Origin of the sequence: Variovorax sp. PCZ-1 (assembly GCF_018413605.1) — a bacterium.
In the GTDB taxonomy this organism is placed as follows: Bacteria; Pseudomonadota; Gammaproteobacteria; order Burkholderiales; family Burkholderiaceae_C; genus JANMDU01.
In genome coordinates this window covers 208,577-227,755 of the sequence record NZ_JAHCDN010000003.1, presented here as the reverse complement: position 1 = coordinate 227,755, position 19,179 = coordinate 208,577, and the positions used below count along the sequence as shown (strand labels likewise).

19 protein-coding genes are annotated in these 19,179 nt (G+C 55.2%); 7 read left to right on the top strand and 12 right to left on the bottom strand.

The genetic code is table 11. The annotated features are described in order from the left end of the window. Positions 1-3 precede the first annotated feature (3 nt). Together KIH26_RS14395 and KIH26_RS14390 are read right to left on the bottom strand one after the other, a co-directional pair. Positions 4-519, bottom strand: a complete 516-nt coding sequence (locus KIH26_RS14395; RefSeq protein ID WP_249661413.1) for a cupin domain-containing protein — start codon at positions 517-519, stop codon at positions 4-6. A gap of 91 nt (positions 520-610) precedes the next feature. Further along, entirely contained in the window at positions 611-1,378 is a 768-nt protein-coding gene (locus KIH26_RS14390; protein WP_213446372.1) for an SDR family oxidoreductase, read from the bottom strand. Positions 1,379-1,517: 139 nt separating this feature from the next. Between KIH26_RS14390 and KIH26_RS14385 the strand changes: the two genes are divergently transcribed. The 4 genes from KIH26_RS14385 to KIH26_RS14370 all read left to right on the top strand — a co-directional run bounded on the left by KIH26_RS14385 (position 1,518) and on the right by KIH26_RS14370 (position 4,986). Continuing rightward, positions 1,518-2,330 (top strand): SDR family oxidoreductase, encoded by an 813-nt coding sequence (locus KIH26_RS14385; protein ID WP_213446371.1) that lies wholly within the window; start codon positions 1,518-1,520, stop codon positions 2,328-2,330. Between the two features lie 36 nt (positions 2,331-2,366). Then, positions 2,367-3,065 (top strand): response regulator transcription factor, encoded by a 699-nt coding sequence (locus KIH26_RS14380; RefSeq protein WP_213446370.1) that lies wholly within the window; start codon positions 2,367-2,369, stop codon positions 3,063-3,065. Positions 3,066-3,138: 73 nt separating this feature from the next. Then, positions 3,139-4,572: a sensor histidine kinase gene (locus tag KIH26_RS14375; RefSeq protein WP_213446369.1), complete on the top strand. Its 1,434-nt coding sequence runs from the start codon at positions 3,139-3,141 to the stop codon at positions 4,570-4,572. 102 nt (positions 4,573-4,674) lie between these two features. After that, positions 4,675-4,986, top strand: a complete 312-nt coding sequence (locus KIH26_RS14370) for an NIPSNAP family protein (RefSeq protein WP_213446368.1) — start codon at positions 4,675-4,677, stop codon at positions 4,984-4,986. 55 nt (positions 4,987-5,041) lie between these two features. Here the strand turns inward: KIH26_RS14370 and KIH26_RS14365 are convergent, their stop codons facing one another. The 5 genes from KIH26_RS14365 to KIH26_RS14345 form a co-directional block, all read right to left on the bottom strand. Then, positions 5,042-6,061, bottom strand: coding sequence for an ABC transporter ATP-binding protein (locus KIH26_RS14365; protein ID WP_213446367.1), 1,020 nt, complete (start codon positions 6,059-6,061; stop codon positions 5,042-5,044). A gap of 4 nt (positions 6,062-6,065) precedes the next feature. Next, on the bottom strand, positions 6,066-6,920 hold the full coding sequence (locus tag KIH26_RS14360) for a carbohydrate ABC transporter permease (protein WP_213446366.1): 855 nt from the start codon (positions 6,918-6,920) through the stop codon (positions 6,066-6,068). Next, entirely contained in the window at positions 6,910-7,791 is an 882-nt protein-coding gene (locus KIH26_RS14355; protein WP_213446365.1) for a carbohydrate ABC transporter permease, read from the bottom strand. Before KIH26_RS14355 ends, KIH26_RS14360 begins: the two co-directional genes overlap by 11 nt. 149 nt (positions 7,792-7,940) lie before the next feature. Continuing rightward, complete coding sequence (locus KIH26_RS14350) at positions 7,941-9,191, bottom strand: ABC transporter substrate-binding protein (protein WP_213446364.1); 1,251 nt, start codon at positions 9,189-9,191, stop codon at positions 7,941-7,943. A 257-nt stretch (positions 9,192-9,448) separates the two neighbouring features. Continuing rightward, positions 9,449-9,874, bottom strand: a complete 426-nt coding sequence (locus KIH26_RS14345; protein WP_213446363.1) for an Lrp/AsnC family transcriptional regulator — start codon at positions 9,872-9,874, stop codon at positions 9,449-9,451. A gap of 104 nt (positions 9,875-9,978) precedes the next feature. Here KIH26_RS14345 and ocd point away from each other — a divergent pair, with 104 nt between their 5' ends. The 3 genes from ocd to KIH26_RS17040 all read left to right on the top strand — a co-directional run bounded on the left by ocd (position 9,979) and on the right by KIH26_RS17040 (position 14,842). Then, entirely contained in the window at positions 9,979-11,076 is a 1,098-nt protein-coding gene (gene ocd, locus KIH26_RS14340) for an ornithine cyclodeaminase (RefSeq protein ID WP_213446362.1), read from the top strand. Then, complete coding sequence (gene rocF / locus KIH26_RS14335; protein WP_213446361.1) at positions 11,073-12,011, top strand: arginase; 939 nt, start codon at positions 11,073-11,075, stop codon at positions 12,009-12,011. The genes ocd and rocF overlap by 4 nt, the downstream gene beginning before the upstream one ends. Positions 12,012-12,172: 161 nt before the next feature. Further along, positions 12,173-14,842 (top strand): cyanophycinase, encoded by a 2,670-nt coding sequence (locus KIH26_RS17040; protein ID WP_249661333.1) that lies wholly within the window; start codon positions 12,173-12,175, stop codon positions 14,840-14,842. A gap of 85 nt (positions 14,843-14,927) precedes the next feature. Here KIH26_RS17040 and KIH26_RS14325 read toward each other — a convergent pair whose 3' ends face one another. From KIH26_RS14325 to KIH26_RS14305, 5 genes are all read right to left on the bottom strand, one after another. Continuing rightward, positions 14,928-15,701, bottom strand: coding sequence for an ABC transporter ATP-binding protein (locus KIH26_RS14325; RefSeq protein WP_213446360.1), 774 nt, complete (start codon positions 15,699-15,701; stop codon positions 14,928-14,930). Positions 15,702-15,719: 18 nt separating this feature from the next. Continuing rightward, positions 15,720-16,832, bottom strand: coding sequence for a succinylglutamate desuccinylase/aspartoacylase family protein (locus tag KIH26_RS14320; RefSeq protein ID WP_213446359.1), 1,113 nt, complete (start codon positions 16,830-16,832; stop codon positions 15,720-15,722). 8 nt (positions 16,833-16,840) lie between these two features. Next, entirely contained in the window at positions 16,841-17,566 is a 726-nt protein-coding gene (locus KIH26_RS14315; protein WP_213446358.1) for an ABC transporter permease, read from the bottom strand. 1 nt (position 17,567) lies between these two features. Next, positions 17,568-18,254, bottom strand: a complete 687-nt coding sequence (locus KIH26_RS14310) for an ABC transporter permease (protein ID WP_213446357.1) — start codon at positions 18,252-18,254, stop codon at positions 17,568-17,570. 98 nt (positions 18,255-18,352) lie between these two features. Then, positions 18,353-19,144: a transporter substrate-binding domain-containing protein gene (locus KIH26_RS14305; RefSeq protein WP_213446356.1), complete on the bottom strand. Its 792-nt coding sequence runs from the start codon at positions 19,142-19,144 to the stop codon at positions 18,353-18,355. Between the last annotated feature and the right edge of the window lie 35 nt (positions 19,145-19,179).

Sequence of the window (19,179 nt, the reverse complement as noted above, 5' to 3'; positions counted from 1 at the left end):
GGTTTATCTTTTGAGCTGAGACAAGGGCGAGCCGGGCGGATAGACCGGGCGGATTGGCGTTGGGCTGCCCAGCATCACGCACATCAGGGCATCCTCATCGCCGATGTTGATTTCTTCGCGATACACACCAGGGGGCACGCTGATGAGATCGCGCTCTTTCAAAACAGTTTCCCATCGATCGGTGACGGTGCCACTGGCATCGCGTTTTTCACAAATCACTTTGAGCGTGCCACGCAGCATGAAGAAGATTTCTTCCACATCGTAATGAATGTGGCTGGGGCCTTCATGCTTGGCTGGGATCACCATCGTGGAGAAGGTGAAGTGAGCTGCAGGCACGGTGTTCATATCGGTGGCCACACCTGTGCCGCCTGTGCCCACGTAGCGCATCTGCGCACGGCGGTATTTGGGGTCGTAATCGGCTTGGAATTTCAAGGCATCCCAATCGTAGCGGCGTGTGGCAAAGCGCGCCACGCGGGATTCGAGCCATTGCTCAAAGTTTTGCCCGTCCGCCGGCAACATGCCTTGCTGAATCTGCGCTTCAGAGGGAATTGCGGCGTTGAGTAGGCCACGCTCGTTAAATACTGGATCGTTTGCTGCGTTCATCGTTGTCTCAATTCATCACGTAGCCACCATTGACGGGCAGCACTTGCCCCGTCACAAAACCTGCACCTGCGCTGAGCAGAAAGATGGCAGCATCGGTGCAGTCTTGCGGCTGTTGCGCTCGCTTGAGCGCACGCCCTTCCATGTACTGATCATGCCGCGCTTGGGGCACATATTCAGTGGATTCGCCCACCACGAGACCGGGCGCAATGGCATTCACGCGGATGCCATCACCGCCGAGCTCGCGCGCCATGCTATGTGTCATGCTGATCACCGCGCCTTTGCTGGCCACATAGGCCATCAGGCGCGGCGCGCCCCAAAGCGCTGTATCGGATGCGATATTTAGGATGCTGGCTGCGACGCCTGCGGCTGCGGCGGCTTTCAAATGGGGATGCGCAGCATTACTTACCAACCACACGCCCTTGATGTTGACCTGCATCACGCGGTCAAACATGTCTTCCTCGATCTCGCTCATCATCTTGCCGCCTGAGTTCGTGATCGCGGCGTTGTTGATCAAGCCATCGAGCCCTCCCAGCCATTGCACAGCTTCTTGCATGCCAGCTTGCACGGAAGCTCGGCTGGCCACATCCATCGCCACAAAATACGCCGCATCGCCCAGCTCTTGAGCCAAGGCTTTGCCGCGCTGTGTATCCACATCGGCAATCACCGCCTTTGCCCCGGCTTGCACACAAGCTTTCGCGAACGCCTGCCCCAAACCACGCGCCGCACCAGTGATCAGCAACCGTCGATTCTGTAACAAAAGCGTTAATTGAGTCATATATGATTTACTAAAGAAACGCTGATTCTCTAATGATAAATTATTTCACAAATAGGACACAATAGCAAGTCTTGCACATTTTGTATACACTTTGCAAGACTTATTTACGGCATCATGCCGCATACAAAAGGACAGCATCATGGATATGGGTATCGCAGGCCGCTGGGCCTTGGTGGGCGGCGCGAGCAAAGGCCTGGGCTACGGCTGCGCATCGGCACTTGCTTTAGAGGGAGTGAACGTGGTGATGGTCTCACGCGGATCGGAAGCACTCGAAACGGCCGCTACTAAAATCAGAGCACTCTGCGCAGACTCTATGCCGGCGAATGGCTTAAAAGTGCCTGAAATTCATACTGTCGCTGCCGATATCACCACGCCGCAAGGCCGCGCAGCCATCTTCGCCCTGCGCAAGGATTTCGATATCGTCGTCACCAATGCGGGCGGCCCGCCCCCAGGTGATTTCCGCTCTTGGGATCGTGATGCGTGGCTTGCGGCCCTGGATGCCAACATGCTCACGCCGATCGAGCTGATCAAAGCCACGGTGGATGGCATGGCCGCGCGCGGCTTCGGCCGCATTGTGAACATCACCAGCAGCGCCGTGAAAGCGCCGATTGATATTCTGGGTCTGTCCAACGGCGCGCGTAGCGGCTTGACTGGTTTTGTCGCAGGCGTGGCGCGCTCGAGCTTGGCCGCACAAGGCGTGACGATCAACAACCTCTTGCCTGGCATCTTCGACACCGACCGCTTGAAAAGCAATTTCGCCACGCAAGCAGCCAAAGCGGGCAAGAGCGCAGAAGAGATCAAAGCCGCACGCATTGCCGCCTTACCCGGCAAGCGCTTGGGCAACGCCGAAGAGTTTGGCAAAACCTGCGCGTTTCTTTGCAGCCAACATGCCGGCTACATCAATGGTCAAAACATTTTGATGGATGGTGGCAGCTACCCTGGAACGTTTTGAGGTAAACCATGCATCGAAGAATCTATACTTCGATGCATGCCTCACCTCCTATTAGTTGAAGACGATGATCTGCTGCGCGACGGCTTGGCCGCACAGCTGACCCAGATGGGGCACACCATCACCGTAGCAAGCAATGGCGCGGTTGCGGTGCATGTGGTCGATACAGCGCGTTTTGATGGTGTGATACTGGATCTGGGCTTGCCTTTGATCGATGGCATGGGTGTGCTGCGGCATATTCGTCAACACCACGCGGCGCTGCCCGTGCTCGTGCTCACAGCGCGTGACGGTGTCGAAGATCGCGTGGCAGGCCTGAATGCGGGCGCGGATGATTATTTGACCAAGCCCTTCAATCTGGCCGAGCTGGCCGCACGCTTAGCTGCGATGCTGCGCCGGTCGCAATTGCCAGCTTTCGACGGCTCGCGCGCCACCGAAGGCTTGCGCGTACATGCCAGCGAGCCGCGTGCGTGGGTGAGCCTAGCTAGCGGAGAAAGTGAGCTGGAGCTCACGCAACGGGAATGGTCTTTGCTGACCTTGCTTGTGACGCAGCGTGGCAGCGTGGTGGGGCGCGAAGATGTGCTCACGCGCTGGAGCAAAGACGATGGCGACAGTCAAAACGCCGACTCCGACAACAACGCGCTTGAGGTCTATATCCATCGCTTACGCAAGAAGCTTGAAGGCTCTAAGCTGGCGATCCGCAATGTACGCGGACTGGGCTATTTGCTGGACAGTGCTTGAATCGCAATTGCTATGAAACATATAGCACTTTGCGCAGATCTCATGCCGGCTATCGGCTGATTTGGCACTAAAAATGCCCTCTTCCAACACACCCCAGCTCTCGCTCAAGCGCCAGCTCCTGCTGTGGTTGCTGCTGCCGCAATTGCTGCTCTGGCTGGTGGGTGGCACGCTCGCTTTTCGCATTGCATTGTCTTATGCGGAGAAGGGCATTGATCAATCGCTCACACAATCCGTGCGCTCTCTCGCGCGCCAAGTCAAACCCGTCGGCTCTGGGCTGCTGATTGATTTCCCAAAAGCCGCGCAAGCCATCATCGAGGAAGACCCAGAAGACAAAGTGAGCTACATGGTCTCCAGCCCACCGGGGCAGTTCATCTTGGGCAATGCCAAATTACCAGAACCGCCCGCATCGGTGCTGCAGGGATTGCTACAAAAGAATGATCCGCTTCTCTACCAAGCCATGATTGGCAGTGAGGAAAGCAAAGAAGGCAGCGCAGCCCGTGAGCTGCGCATCGCGGTGCTGGAGTTGCAATTTGGCGAGGTCAGCGCACCGCAACGCATCCGCGTGCAAGTCGCCAAGAGTTTGGCCGTGCGTGAGCGTATTGCGCGCGAGCTGGTGTTTGACATGCTGGTGCCGCTCTTGCTCTTGGGCGCCGTGCTGGGCGCACTGGTCTACGCCGGTATTGCGCGCGGCCTGCAGCCTTTGGCGCGGCTACAAGATCAATTGCAAGCGCAATCCGGGCGCGATTCAGCCAATGCCACAGCGCTCGCCCCCATTGCACTGCAGCAAGCACCGCAAGAAGTTCATCAGTTGGCAGGTGCTGTCAATCAGTTGTTAGGCGCCGTGCAGCGCAGTTTGAGCCAAGAAAAACGCTTTGTGAACGATGCGGCGCACCAGCTGCGCACCCCGTTGGCTGGCCTGCAAACTCAACTCGATCTCGCGCTCAGCGAACCCGACCCGCAAGCCTTGCAAGAGCGCCTACAAAAAGTCAGCGCGGGGGTGCAGCGCTCCGGGCATTTGGTACACCAGCTCTTGCAACTGGCTCGCAGCGAAGCCGATGTGCCGATGCAAGCGCTGGATGCAGCACAGCTAGCGCGAAGCATTGCGCAAGATGCTGCACCGGCAGCGATTGCAGCAGGCGTAGATTTCGGCTTTGAACACGAAGAGGGCGATGCGCCCTTGATGATTCAAGGCAATGCCTTGCTGCTACGGGAAGCCATCACCAACTTGATTGACAACGCCGTGCGCTACGCTGGCCGAGGCGCAACGATTACCCTGCGCGCACGACGCGCAGGAGCGCAAGTTTGCCTCGAAGTGGAAGACAACGGCTCAGGCTTGCCGCCCGAAGAGCTCAGCAAGGTCTTTGAGCGTTTCTACCGCCTGAGCGAAACACCTGGCGGGGCAGGCCTGGGTCTTGCGATCGTGCAAGAAATTGCACATCGACATGGTGGCCAAGCGCGTGCTGTTGCTGTTGTACCGCATGGGCTACGGGTTGAGATTCTTCTTTAGCGACAAGATGCACTGGACGCATCAATTCGTACATTTTTGATGCTCAATATTCACCAAGCCCACGCTTGATCGCCGCAATAATCAAGGCATGAAGGATGCGACATGATCACTTGCTACTTGCGCTACGTTGTTGACCCCTACAAACTCAAAGAATTCGAGCAATATGGTCGTCTTTGGATACCATTGGTCAATAAGTTCGGAGGGCAGCATCATGGCTACTTCTTTCCCTCTGAAGGCGCCAACAATATTGCGCTTGCTTTATTCAGCTTCCCCAGTATGGCCGCTTATGAAGACTATCGCACTCGCTCTCTAGCCGACCCTGAGTGCGTAGCGGCATTTGAATATGCCGAGCAGACGCGTTGTATCGTCAGTTATGAGCGCAGCTTTTTCCGACCGGTGTTTACGTCAGATTGATTTGCGTTTGCTGCGCTTCAGATCACTTCAGATTGAGCAGCCAAGGCTTGGCCTGCTAAACCAAGCGTACGCCCTGCGCGTCAAACCAATGCAATGCCTGGGTGTTCGCAGCCAAGCCAATTTCTTGCCCCGGCGCGATACTCACTTCTGGTGAGACACGTACCGTCAAATGCGTGCCGGCAGCATCGACATCAACGAAGGTATCAGCGCCTGTCGGCTCAACTAAAGTGACTGTGCCGCGCCAATCAGAATCAGACATCAACGTGATGTGCTCAGGCCGCAAACCGAGCTGCGCAGCGCCTGTAGGCGCATGCACTGGCGATTTGGCTGCCTGAATCATATTCATCGTAGGAGAGCCGATGAAGCTTGCCACGAAAGTATTCGCTGGGCGACCATAAATTTCTGCAGGTGTGCCAAGTTGCTGCACGATGCCATCTTTCATCACAGCGATGCGGCTTCCCAAAGTCATCGCTTCGATTTGATCGTGCGTCACATACACGCTTGTGATGCCGCTGGCTTGATGCAAGCGCTTGATCTCAGCGCGCATTTCTACGCGCAGCTTGGCATCCAGATTGGATAAGGGCTCATCAAACAAAAACAGCAAGGGCTCGCGGGCGAGTGCGCGCCCCATGGCCACGCGCTGGCGCTGACCACCTGAAAGCTGTGAAGGGCGACGATCCAGCAGATGTGTGATTTGCAGCATCTCGGCGACGCGGTTGATGGTTTTCGTGCGTTCGTCTTTTGGCACTTTACGCATCTCCAGCGCGAAGCCGATGTTGTCAGCCACACTCATCGTGGGATACAGCGCGTAGCTTTGAAAGACCATCGCAATATCGCGCTGCGCCGGCGGCACGCCCACCACCGAGCGCACGCCGATACGCACATCGCCTTCGGTGGGGTCTTCCAAGCCCGCGATGATGTTGAGCAGGGTGGATTTGCCGCAGCCTGAGGGCCCGACCAAAATCAAAAACTCACCAGGCGCAACATCAATATCAATGCGCTTCAAGACTTCCGTTTGCTTACCCGCCTTACCAAAGCGTTTCACAATACCGTCAATTTTCAAACCTGCTGCCATGTCTTCAACCCTTCACCGCGCCGGCCGTTAAGCCGCGCACAAAATACTGCCCCGCCAACACATAAATGATCATCGTGGGCAAGCCTGCGATCATGGCTGCGGCCATATCGACCTCATAAGCTTTCACGCTGCTCGATGTATTGACCATGTTGTTCAATCCGACGGTGACGGGCTTACTGTCTGCCCCGCTGAAGGCCACACCGAATAAAAAGTCATTCCAAATATTGGTGAACTGCCAAATCAGCGTGACCATCAATATCGGTGTCGAGAGCGGGAAGATCACGCGCCAGAAAATTTGCCAAAAGCCTGCACCGTCCATGCGCGCGGCATTGACCAATTCTTTGGGAATGCTCACGTAGTAGTTGCGGAAAAACAGTGTCGTGCCCGCCATGCCTGCGAGCACGTGCACAATCACCAGCCCTGTCACGCTGGATGACAGTCCCAGCATGCCCAGCACCTGGCTCATCGGCAAAAGCACCACCTGAAACGGCATGAACACGCCAAACAGCATGAAGCCAAACATCAGCTCCGAGCCACGAAATTTCCAGTGACTCAGCACATAGCCGTTCACCGCGCCCCACGCTGTCGAAATCAATACCGCAGGCACAGTCATCATCATTGAGTTGGTGAAGAAGGGCTTGAGACCATTGCAATCGACGCCCGTGCAGGCGCTGCTCCAAGCTTTTGACCAGCTGCTCCAATTCAAACTCGTGGGTAGTGCAAGCAAGCTGCCTGAGCGGATTTGCTCGGCATCTTTGAAGCTCGTCGCGAGCATCACATACAAAGGCGCGAGGAAAAACAAAGCGGCCAGTAACAGCACCGCATACACGGCAAGGCGTGACAAGGCTTTAGCGGTCATGCGGCTTGCTCCTGAGTTCGCTATAGAGATACGGCACCACAATGGCGGCCACCGTCATGAGCATGACTGTCGCGCTCGCAGCACCCAAGCCCACTTGTCCGCGATTGAAACTCATGGCGTACATAAAGGTGGCTGGCACATCGGTGGAATAACCGGGCCCGCCATTGGTCAGCGCCATCACCAAGTCAAAGCTCTTGATGGCCAGATGCGAGAGCACCAACACGGTGGAGAAAAACACGGGGCGCATGGCGGGCAAAATAATTCGCCAATAGATTCGAGGCAGTGAAGCGCCATCCACTTGTGCGGCTTTGATGATGCTGTCGTCAATGCCTCGCAAGCCTGCAAGAAACAAGGCCATCGCAAAGCCAGCGCTTTGCCAAATTCCCGCCAGCACCACACAGTAGATCGCCGTTTCTGGGTTGACCAGCCATTCAATCGGCTGCTCTGTGATGCCCCAATCTTGCAGAAGCTTGGGAATCCCCAATGATGGATTGAGCATCCACTTCCAAGCCGTACCCGTGACGATGAAGCTCAGCGCCATCGGATACAAATAAATCGTGCGTAGCGCGCCTTCTGCGCGAATTTTTTGATCCAGAAATATGGCCAGAAGAATGCCAATGACACAAGCGCCACCTACATACAAAACGCCAAACACAAACATATTTTTGAGCGCCACATGCCAGCGGTCCATCTCAAAGAGTTTGACGTATTGCTCCAAACCAACGAATTCGTCGTAGCGCGGCAACATGCGCGAAGCCGTCACGCTAAGGATGCCATTCCAAATCATGAAGCCGTAGATGAATGCCAAGCCAAAAATGAAGCCAGGCGCAATCACGAGCTTGGGGAGCCAGTTGTCTGAAGTGCGTTGCATGATTGTTTTCGGACACCACCAAGAGAACGCAGAAGCCGCAAAAGCACGCAAAAGACGCAAAAAGAAACCTGTGGTTTTACTTCTGCGTCTTTTGCGTTTGTTTTGCGCCTCGCGTTCAGAGGATTGTCAAAGTGTCAAAGAATGGCTGTTTACTTCGTCGCAGCAGCCGTCACCAGCTTCTTCTGCGCATCAGCCACACTCATCTTGTCGTCGTTCCAGTAAGCGCTGATCATGTCTTTGATCGCGCCTTCTGCGGCTGGCTTGATGGCCATGCCGTGAGCGACGGATGGCACGAGGCCGCCGCTCTTGGACGTGGCCACGAAGTCTTTGGCAGATTGCTGAGCGCAAGAGTCAAATTTGCTCATGTCGTGACCCAAACGAACGGGGATCGAGCCCTTGTTCTGGTTGAACACTTCTTGGAACTCTTTCGACAGAATGGCGCTGGCCAAATCAGCCTGCGCTTTTTGAGCGCCTGCGTCTTTCAGCTTGAACATGATGAAGCTGTCCACGTTGAACGTGTAGGCATTCGCCGTGCCAGGAGCGGCTGCGCAGAGGAAGCCTTCACCGGGCTTTTTGCCAGCGGCGGTGAACTCACCTTTGGCCCAATCGCCCATGAACTGGAAGCCGGCCTTGCCTTGAATGACCATGGCAGTGGTCAAGTTCCAATCGCGGCCGTTGGAGGCGTTGTCGGTGTAGCCCTTGAGCTTTTTGAAGGTCTCCAGCACCTTGGTGGTGGTGGGGCTTTGCAGCGCTTTCGGGTCGAGCTTCACGAGTGCGTCGTTGTAATACTTCGCACCGCCTACGCCGAGTGCCACAGACTCAAACACCGTGAAATCTTGCCAATTTTGGCCACCATGTGCGAGCGCCACAGCGCCAGATTTCTTGATCTTGTCAGCCGCAACGAAGAACTCATCCCAAGTCTTGGGCATACCAGCCACGCCAGCTTTTTTCAGCACATCAGGATTCGCCCACATCCAGTTGACGCGGTGCACGTTCACAGGAGCAGCGACATAATTGCCTTTGCTCTTCATGACATCGGCCACAGCCTTGGGCAGCAAATCGTCCCACTTCTCGCCTTTGGCAACGGTGTCAATACTGGCCAACATGCCCTCGTTCGCCCATTCTTGAATGGCAGGGCCTTTGACCTGAGCTGCTGCGGGTGGGTTACCAGCAACTGCGCGGCTCTTCAATGCGGTTTGTGCATTGTCGCCACCACCACCGGCTACAGCGAAGTCTTTCCACTTGTGGCCTTTGGCTTCCAGCATTTTCTTCAGCTCAGCCACCGACTTGGCCTCGCCGCCCGATGTCCAGTAGTGCAAGACCTCCACATCAGCAGCTTGCACAGCAAAGCTACCTGCCGCCAAAGCCACGGCTGTGGCCAGTTTTGAGAGTTTCAACATCTTTGTCTCCTCGAAATTGGCCGTCACAACAGCCAAAAAATTACCCTGCCCGCCCCTTGCGGCCAGTTGTTTTAATTATTCTTTAATTATTATTAATAGTTTCTCGGGGTTTTCCCGGCTTTTTGAAAGGCTTTGTACCCTGCGCTGTGTGCGGCTGATGCCACGGTGGACATGCCAATGGATACCTCAAGAATACTATTAATTTGATAGCATTTCGCGCAGTCTGTACGCCGGCAAACTGCCAAAAACACTTCAAATCAAGACAGGCGATAGGTTTCCAAGTGAATACTCGTTTCGGTATTGCTGATGCCTTTGATGAGGCGAATCCGCTCGAGCGTTTTGCTCAAGCTTTGCAAATCTTCCGCGCGCAATTCAGCCAGCAAATCCCATCGGCCATTCGTATCGTGCAAGGTCGCCACATTGGGCTCACCGAGCAGACTGGCAATGACCAAACGCGTTTGATTGCCTTCAACAGCAATACTCATCCAAGCCTTGATGTCTGTGCGCTGCACATCTGGGCGCACACGCACGGTGTAGCCCACGATCACGCCCGCATCCTCTAGCTTGGTGATGCGATTCGTCACTGTGCCGCGCGAGACGGCGAGCTTGTGTGCCAAGTCAGCGATAGAGAGGCGTGCATCTTGGCGCAGCAAAGACAGGAGTTTGTTGTCAGTCTCATCCATTTTGTCATTTTGACACTACTGATTGCCAAATTGATAGAAAAATAGCATTTTTGATGCATTTATTGCTATTTTCATTGATTCAGCGACAGAGCAAACTTCGTCTCATGATGAAAAAAGCATTGCAAACCCAATTCTTGAGTGCCGAGGGCGCTGCCAAGCTCGTACGCCAAATCGGCTTGCCGCAGGTGATGCAAGGTATCGCTGCAAATATCCACCAAGATTTTCTACATTGGCGAGCCTTCGACAAAAGCGCTCGCGTAGCGGCTCATTCCCAAGACGGCGTGATTGAGCTCATGCCGATTGCAGATGACCGCACTTTCAGCTTCAAATACGTCAACGGCCACCCCAAGAACAACATGCTGCACGGCTTGCCCACCGTGATGGCATTTGGCGTGCTGGCCGATGTGGCCACAGGCATGCCACTTTTGATCAGTGAGCTCACACTCACCACCGCCATTCGCACCGCCGCCACAAGCGTCGTGGCAGCGCGAGCACTTGCGCGCCAAAACAGCCGCAGCATGGCCTTGATTGGTAATGGCGCGCAAAGCGAATTCCAAGCACTGGCTTTTCATCATTTGCTCGGCATCGAAGAAATTCACCTCTACGACACGGATGTAGAAGCCACCGCCAAGCTCATGCGCAATCTGCAGGCCAATCCCGATGCACGCGATCTTCGCGTGAGCGCTTACGCGAGCACACGCGAAGCAGTGCGTGGTGTGGACATCATCACCACCGTCACGGCAGACAAAACCAATGCCGCTGTTCTTACGGCAGACATGATTGAGCCCGGCATGCACATCAATGGCGTGGGCGGTGATTGCCCTGGCAAGACGGAGATTCCACCTGAGGTGCTGCGTAAGGCACGTGTGTTCGTCGAGTTCGAGCCGCAAACCCGCATTGAAGGCGACTTGCAGCACATGCCAGCGGATTTTGCGGTGACCGAGTTGTGGCAAGTGCTGGCTGGCAAGTTGCCCGGTCGTACTTCGGATACGCAGGTCACGATGTTTGATTCCGTGGGCTTTGCATTGGAAGATTTTTCTGCCTTGCGCTTTTTGCAAAGCGCTGCCACAGCACAAGGCCTGACGCAAGCGCTTGATTTGATTCCACGCTTGACTGATCCCAAAAATCTCTACCAGTTGATCCAGCCCCATCAAAGCACAAACCACCCAACACGAAAATCTGCAGCTACAGTGTTGGCATGAGCAAGACGATTTCACTTCCCTCCATCAGCCTGATTGGCGCGCCCACAGACATTGGTGCCGGTGCGCGCGGCGCAAGCATGGGCCCGGAGGCCTTACGCGTGGCAGGCATTCGCGAGGCGCTGCAAGGCTTGGGCATGCAGGTCAAAGACTGCGGCAACCTGCAAGGCCCAGCCAATCCTTGGTTACCTGCAGTAGACGGTTTTCGTCATTTACACGAAGTCGCGCAGTGGAATGCTTTGCTGCATCAGGCCATGTTTACAGAGCTCAATACTGGCCAACTCCCCATCATGCTTGGCGGCGATCATTGCCTAGGTATCGGCTCCATCAGCGCCGTGGCCAAGCATTGCAAATCGAAGGGTAAAAAGCTGCGCGTGCTTTGGCTGGATGCCCACGCTGATTTCAACACCGCCACACTCACGCCCAGTGGCAATATCCATGGCATGCCTGTCGCTTGTTTGTGCGGTCAAGGGCCGGCAGAGTTGGTAAACATCGGTGGCTTCTCTGCCGCACAGCCGGCGCTGCATCCGCGAGAGATTCGCCAAATCGGTATCCGAAGCGTGGATGCCGGCGAGAAAAAACTCGTGCATGACATGGGTATTGAAGTCTTTGACATGCGCTACATCGACGAGATGGGCATGCGCCATGCGATGGAGTTGGCGTTGGCTGTGATGGACAACAACACGCATTTGCATGTCAGCTTGGATGTAGATTTTCTCGATCCCGACATCGCCCCTGGCGTAGGGACCACGGTGCGTGGCGGCCCAACTTACCGCGAGGCACAGTTGTGCATGGAGATGATCGCCGACACCGGCCGCTTGGCTTCGCTGGATATTGTGGAGCTCAACCCGGCCTTCGATATTCGCAATCGCACAGCAGAACTCGCGGTAGATTTGGTTGAAAGCTTGTTTGGCAAGAGCACGTTGATGCGCACTTGAGCAGAAATGCCTGCTGCTGCTCGGGTTTTCACCAGAGCAATATGGTGCATTTTTTTCATATCATTCGTATATGAAAAATAGCGTTCATAGCTATTTTTCATTCGCTTGACTCATGCCCATGTCGCGGCGGTGGGGGGCGATTTCCCACTCAAGGATTCCCCATGAATTTCCATCTACGTTTGGCGCTAGCCTCGCTTTTTACAGCGGGGCTGTGCGCCTGTGGCGGAGGCAGCGGTAGCGCCGCCAGTACGCCGATCACAGGACAATTGCTTGAACCTATTTCAGGCTTAAGCTTTGAGACCAGCTCAGGGCTCAAAGGTACAAGCACCTCGCTAGGCCAATTCAGCTTTCGTGCTGGTGATCGCATCACGCTGAGCATTGGTAAACTCAATTTGGGACAGACCACTGCAGCCGATGTGCTGACTTTGGCTGCTCTCGTCGGCACGAACACGCAAGCGGATAATGCCAAGCTGCTCAATCTGATGCAGATATTGCAAGCTTTAGACGAAGATAAAAACCCCGCCAACGGCATCAGCATTTCTGCTGCAACCCAATCCAAACTTGCAGCCCTAGCCAACACACTTGATGCACAAGACTTAAGCGACAGCGATTTACAAACCAGGGTGGTCGATGTTGTCTTTGGCACGGGTGTGCGCACCCTTGTATCTGAGACCACGGCTTTGAATGCTGCACTGGCCGTTGAATCGAAATTGATCATTGCCGGCATGCCAACCATCACCAATTACGTGATCGGTGGCGGCGTTCAGAATTGCTCCAGCTTCAACGGCACAGGGCAGAGTCGCAACTGCGGTGCAGACTGGGCCACCATCGCCGCGCAGGACCCCACGATTGCCGCACTGGGCACCGCCAACATCAGCTTTGACGGCAACTACGTGCGCCCTACGCTCACCTACACCATCAACCAAGCCAATATCGACAAGATCACCGCTCTGCAAACGAGCATCTTTCGCAGTACACAAAAAACCAGTCTCACTGCGGCACTGAATGCACGCTTGGCAGACAACAGCAAACCAAAAGTCAATCTGAGTTTTGCCGACTTTGATGGCGGCAAAGCACTGTTTGCAGATGGGACAGCATTCTGGAATGGCTCGACACTGGCCGATTTCGACTTGGTCGTCTCCACTTTCTGCAGCACTGCCGCGCCCGTCAATGGTACGCAATGCACACTGTCCAACGCCAATATTGCAGCTGTGCAAGCAGCGACTTTTGCAACAGCTTCCGACAAGGCCAAAGTGGTGCTGATTGCGCAAAACTTGCAAACCAGTTTAGGCACTGCGCCGATCTTCTATCGCCGCGATGCTTCTGGAGTGACCGCCACACCCAATTTCAGAGCCAGCTTTCAGGCGGTTAAGCTAGCTGCCGATGGCACGCCCCCCGTACTTGGTTTGACCGATGGCTTGAACACGCTTGAACTCGCAGCATTGCGCGAGAGCTTCGTCAATCCCAACACAGCGACAACGCGCAAAATTGAAGCGCGCAGTGTGGCCTTCTTGAGCAACACAGATTCGCGTGATATCTACATCAGTTTTGTGCAATCGGCACGACGCTTGAATGGCGGTAACACGCCAACGATTGGTGTCTTGACCTCAGCCACGGAGAATCCCTGGGCAGACCGTGATATCAACGTAACTGCGTTGCAGTCCGCCGGTGCGAATGTGCTCTACATCCCTATGGAAGGTGGCCTGCGCAAAGCGCTGGATGAAAACAACGCATGCCAGAACGCTGCTATCTACATGGCCAACTACAGCAATAGTAATTCTGGCTCCACCAACTTCCACATGGGCGAGGTCTATCCGGATATCGTCAGTCTACGCAATGGTTTCTGTGCCAACAATGCGGCCAGCCTCAACAGTACCCTCAGCAGTTTGAATGGCCTGTTCTTTGCTGGCGGTGATCAAGCCCGCCACTTGGAGACTTTCATCAGCAAGGACGCCGGCAACGCCTACACCGTGTTGAGCCCACAATACAGCGCTTTGCGCACTCGCTTTGATGCGGGGCAATTGGTCGTCTCAGGAACAAGCGCTGGCGCGGCTGTGCAATCAGGTGGCTTGTGGAAAGGTAAGAAAGTGCCCATGCTGGGCGGCGGCTATTCATGGGATGTGCTGCAGGCCGGTTACGCTGCTGGCGCAGGGCCCACGGCGTCTGAGGGCACGGCAGGTTTGATCTACACTGAAGGCGGGCTGAATTTCTTCAAATATGGTGTGCTGGATCAACACTTCTCACAGCGCACACGCGAAGGCCGATTGCTGAGAGCTGTGCGTGAGGCTGGTTTGGACTACGGCTTCGGCGTGGATGAAAACACCAGCCTCGTCGTGGGTAAGCCAGATGCCAGCGGCAAAACCACCATGACCGTGCTGGGCGCTGGCGGCGTTTTCATCGCTGATGTTCGCGGCTCATCAAGCAGTGGCGCACCCACTGCGCAATACAGCATCAGCGCCGTGAAAGCACATTACGTCAGTGCAGGAGATCGCATCGAAATTGATTCGGCTGGAGAGCTCAGTGTGATTTTGGGCCAAGGCAAGCCAGTGATAGGGCTGAATGCCAGCACACCTGTCGTCACAGCCACACAGGTGCAGGAATACGGTAGCAGCAACTATTTGAAGATGATGCAAAGTATGGCCAGTTCAGGTGCGGCCAAAGCCTTTGGCACCACGGAGAACTCGGCCGGGCAATCCTCCGCCTTCAGCTTCACCGCGAGTCGAACCAGCACCACCGTGATGCGTATCAAATCAGGTCGCATGTCATACACGAATGTGGTGCTGGCGGTTGCACCTTGCCCAAGCAATGTGTGCACCGCGCCGCCAAACTAAGTGATGCCCGTTTGCCGAATAGCATTCGGCAAACATCATAAAAAAAACCGCCACATTGGGCGGTTTTTTTATGGCCGGTTCAAACTCACTTCAAGCTATTGGCCAAGAAGGCTTGCAAGCGTTCAGTTTGCGGCTTGAGCAGCACCTCTTTCGGATCCCCTTGCTCTTCAATACAGCCTTTGTGCAAAAAGACCACATGGTTGCTCACTTCGCGGGCAAAGCTCATCTCATGCGTCACGACAATCATGGTGCGGCCTTCTTCGGCCACAGCGCGCATCACACGCAGGACCTCGCCCACGAGTTCAGGATCGAGCGCTGAGGTAGGTTCATCGAACAACATGACTTTCGGCTCCATGGCCAGGGCGCGTGCAATCGCCACGCGCTGCTGCTCACCACCGGAGAGATGCGCAGGGAAGGCGTCTTTTCGATGATACACACCCACGTTCTGGAGATATGCCTCAGCGCGATCGCGTGCCTCGGCTTTGGACAAGCCCAGCACATGCACGGGTGCCTCCATCACGTTGTCCATCGCGGTCATGTGTGCCCACAGATTGAAATGCTGAAACACCATGGCCACTTGGCTGCGCAGGCGCTGCAGTTGCGCGGGATCGGTGGCTTGCAAAGCACCATCTTTGCCAGCTTTAAGTTGTAGCTCTTCACCGCCCAACACGATACGGCCGCTGTTGGGTTGCTCTAGCAAATTGAGACAGCGCAAGAACGTGCTCTTGCCCGAGCCGCTGGAGCCAATCATGGAGATCACATCGCCCGCATGGGCTTGTACGCTCAGGCCCTTCAAGACTTCGTTGCTGCCGAATCGCTTGTGAATGTTGTCTGCTTGTAAAACAGGTGTGGAGGTCATACGAACTTCTCTGCAAATTTAAGGACTGAGTAACTTGCCGGTGCGAGCGAGTGATGTGCCAGCTATTTTTGCTAAGCGCTTGCCTGCATGCGCCCAGCGGGTGCTGCAGCGGGCATAGAGCACGCCAGCAGATGCACAGCGCAGCGTGGTGATATCGCCAGAGGCGGGGTTCACGATGTCTGCAATCGCATCACCTGCTTGTACCTTCTCGCCGCTTTGACGATGAAAAACAATCACGCCTGCGCTGGGCGCGGTGATGGGCTCTGAGCCCGATAAAGGAGTAGGTTCACAGAGCGCGGCTTTTTCCGGCGCTGTGCCGGCGATAAAGCCTTGCATCTGTAGAAACCCGATCAGCGCTAGTGCATCTTGATGCGCTAATTCATGGCTCACATCGGCTTCACCGCGCAACTCCACCGTGGTGCTCATGCAGGCCAGGGGGATTTCAGCATCGGGGATCATGCGCTGCAAATCGAGCCATGGGCGGCTGCACGCTTCGTCAAAGGGCGAGTCGCCGGACTCGGTGGCCAGCAAAATAGCTTGCGCACCCAGCTGCGCGCCCAGCTGGGAAAGCGCAGGTGCTTGCGGCGTGAGGCCGTAGAGATGCACCACGGCATCGCTGTCGCAATGCAGGTCGATCACGATGTCTGCATCGATGGCGAGTTGCAGAAGGCGGCGCTTAAGGTCTTGCGTGGGCGTGAGTGCGGGCAAGATATCAGCGGCTGTTTTTAAGGCGGCACGAATGATTTGCTGATTAGCCTGTGCATCTTTGCATAAGCGTCCTCTGACATGTTCAGCGATCGATGCGGCCAGCTCAGGAAATCCACGATTGAAATTGATGCCATCAGAAAGCGAAAAACGCCCATGGTGCTGGCCGTGAATGTGTTGCGACAAGCCCAATGGATTCGCAGAAGGAACAAGCACGATTTCGCCTAAAAGTTGACCTTGCTCTTCTAGCGCTTGCAGCAACGTTTTCAGGCGCAAGGCCGTGAGCATAGCGGGCACCTCGTCAGCATGCAAGGCGGCTTGGATGTAGGCCTTGCGAGCAGAGTGGCCCACACCAAAGCGCAAGACCTGCAAGCGGCAACTTTGCCCAGGCGCGGGTGCGATCAATTCGATGGATTCAGTGTGCATAGGTTGTTTTAGTGCGCAGCTTGCGCATTGTTTTTCTGCGGTTGCAAGCTTTGTGGCTGTAGGTGCTTCATGTACTTCTTTTCGATCAGCTTAAAGATACCCACCAAGCTAAATGTGAGGATGAAATAAATCACAGCGGCCACACCAAACGATTCTGTGACCAGTAAATGATTGGAGTTCACATCACGTGCCACGCGGGTAATGTCGACCAATGTCACAGTGCTGGCAATTGCTGTGGCATGCATCAGGCCAACGACTTCATTGCTGTATTGCGGCAAGGCGCGGCGCAAGGCGCTGGGTAGCAAGATACGAGCGTAAAGCTTAAAGCCAGAGAGACCATAGCTGCGCGCTGCTTCAATCTCGCCATGGTTGGTGGCTTTCAATGCGCCCGCAAAGATTTCTGTGGTGTAGGCGGCGGAGTTGAGCGTGAACGCGAGCCACGCACAGAACCATGCGTTTTTCAGCAGAAACCAAGCCGGGCTGTTGCGTACTGCTTCAAATTGCGCCAGGCCATGGTAGATGATGAAGAGCTGCACCAAGAGCGGTGTGCCGCGCAATACATAAGTGAAAAACCACACTGGCTTGGAGAGCCAATGCCGGTCTGAAACGCGCGCTACCGCCAGCGGCACAGAGACCACAAATGAGCTGGCCAAGCTGATCGCGAGCAAGACCAGAGTGGTGCGAATGCCTTCCACATAGAGCGGCAGGCTGTTAAGAATGACTTGCCAATCCATCTTAGAAGCTCACTTTCTTCACGCCAAGGCTGTAGCGTTTTTCTATTTGAGATAGCAAGATGATGGAGAGGGTTGTGAGCGCGAGATAGATCAGCGCCACCGCCATGTAGAAGGTGAATGGCGCGCGTGTCGTGGCCGCGGCCAGACCCGCGCGATGGATCATGTCATCCAAGCCGATGATAGACACCAAAGCCGATGCTTTGATCATGATGAGCCAGTTGTTGGAAAAACCGGGGATCGCATGACGCACCATTTGCGGCAGGATGATGCGCCGCCACATCTGCCCGCGCGTGAGGCCAAAAGCCATCGCCGCTTCCGATTGGCCTTTGGGTATGGCGAGGATCGCACCGCGAAAAGTTTCGGTGAGATATGCGCCGAAAATGAACCCAACCGTCATCACACCAGCAAGGAAGGGCGGAATATCGACATAGCCCCAACCACGCGCATCCGCAACCTTGTTGATGGCAATTTGCCCACCGTAAAAAATCAACAGCATCAACACCAGCTCGGGTAGACCGCGAATGAGTGTGGTGTACACATCGGCTGCCCAGCGTGCACCGCGCGAAGCGGAGAGCTTGGCGGCAGCGCCAATCAAGCCAAAAACGCAGGCAATGGCCAAGGAAGTGGCAGACACTTGCAGTGTCAGCACCAAGCCTTCAAGGATGGCGGGCAGGTAGCCGTAGAGCATGACGGATGAGATTTACTATAAAAATAAGAGCAGTCCGCGCAGTATGTATGCCGGCGAACTGCTCAAAACGCTTTAAAAAATAGCGGCGGAGCCGTTATTTATTCGCCACGAATGTTCACGTCAAAGTATTTATCGTTGATGGCTTTGTACACGCCATTGCCAGAGATGACTTTGAGTGCAGCATTGATTTTGTTGCGCAGATCATCTTCACCTTTGCGCATGGCAATGCCTACGCCGCCGCCTTGCTTGGCACCACCGGAAGGATAGATGCCTGGGCCGACTTTGCTGTAACCTGCACCTGCGGGAGATTTCAAGAAAGCAGCCGTAGCAGCCAAGGAGGAACCAAAGCCGATATCGCCACGGCCAGCAGCCAGCTCCATCGTCACTTCTGATTCTTTGGCCACTTGCAGGATCTCGCTCTCTTTGTAGTTGTCAGCCAAATATTTGGCGCGCGGCGTGTTGCGTGTCACGATGATCTTTTTGCCTTTGAGCGCGGCGGGGGTCACAGCAGTGAATGCGCCTGTCTTGGCCACGAAGCTGGAAGGAATGTCGTAATACGAATCACTGAAATCCGCATTCTTCTTGCGTTCTTCGGTGATCGACATGGAGGCCACGATCATGTCGAATTTCTTGGCATTGAGTGCGGGCATCATGCCGTCCCACTCTTGCGCAACCATCGTGCACTCGGCCTTCATCTGAGCGCACAGGGCATTGGCGATATCAATGTCAAAGCCGGAAAACTTGCCGTCGGGAGACATTTGGGAAAATGGTGGGTAGTTAGCTTCCACACCAATACGGATCTTTGCCCAGCCGGGGGCTTGGGCTTGAACAGCGGTAGCCACCAAAAGGCTGGCCAAAAGCGCAGATGCGCCAAGAATCTTACGGATCATGAATTTCTCCAAACGTTGAACAACAAACACATAAA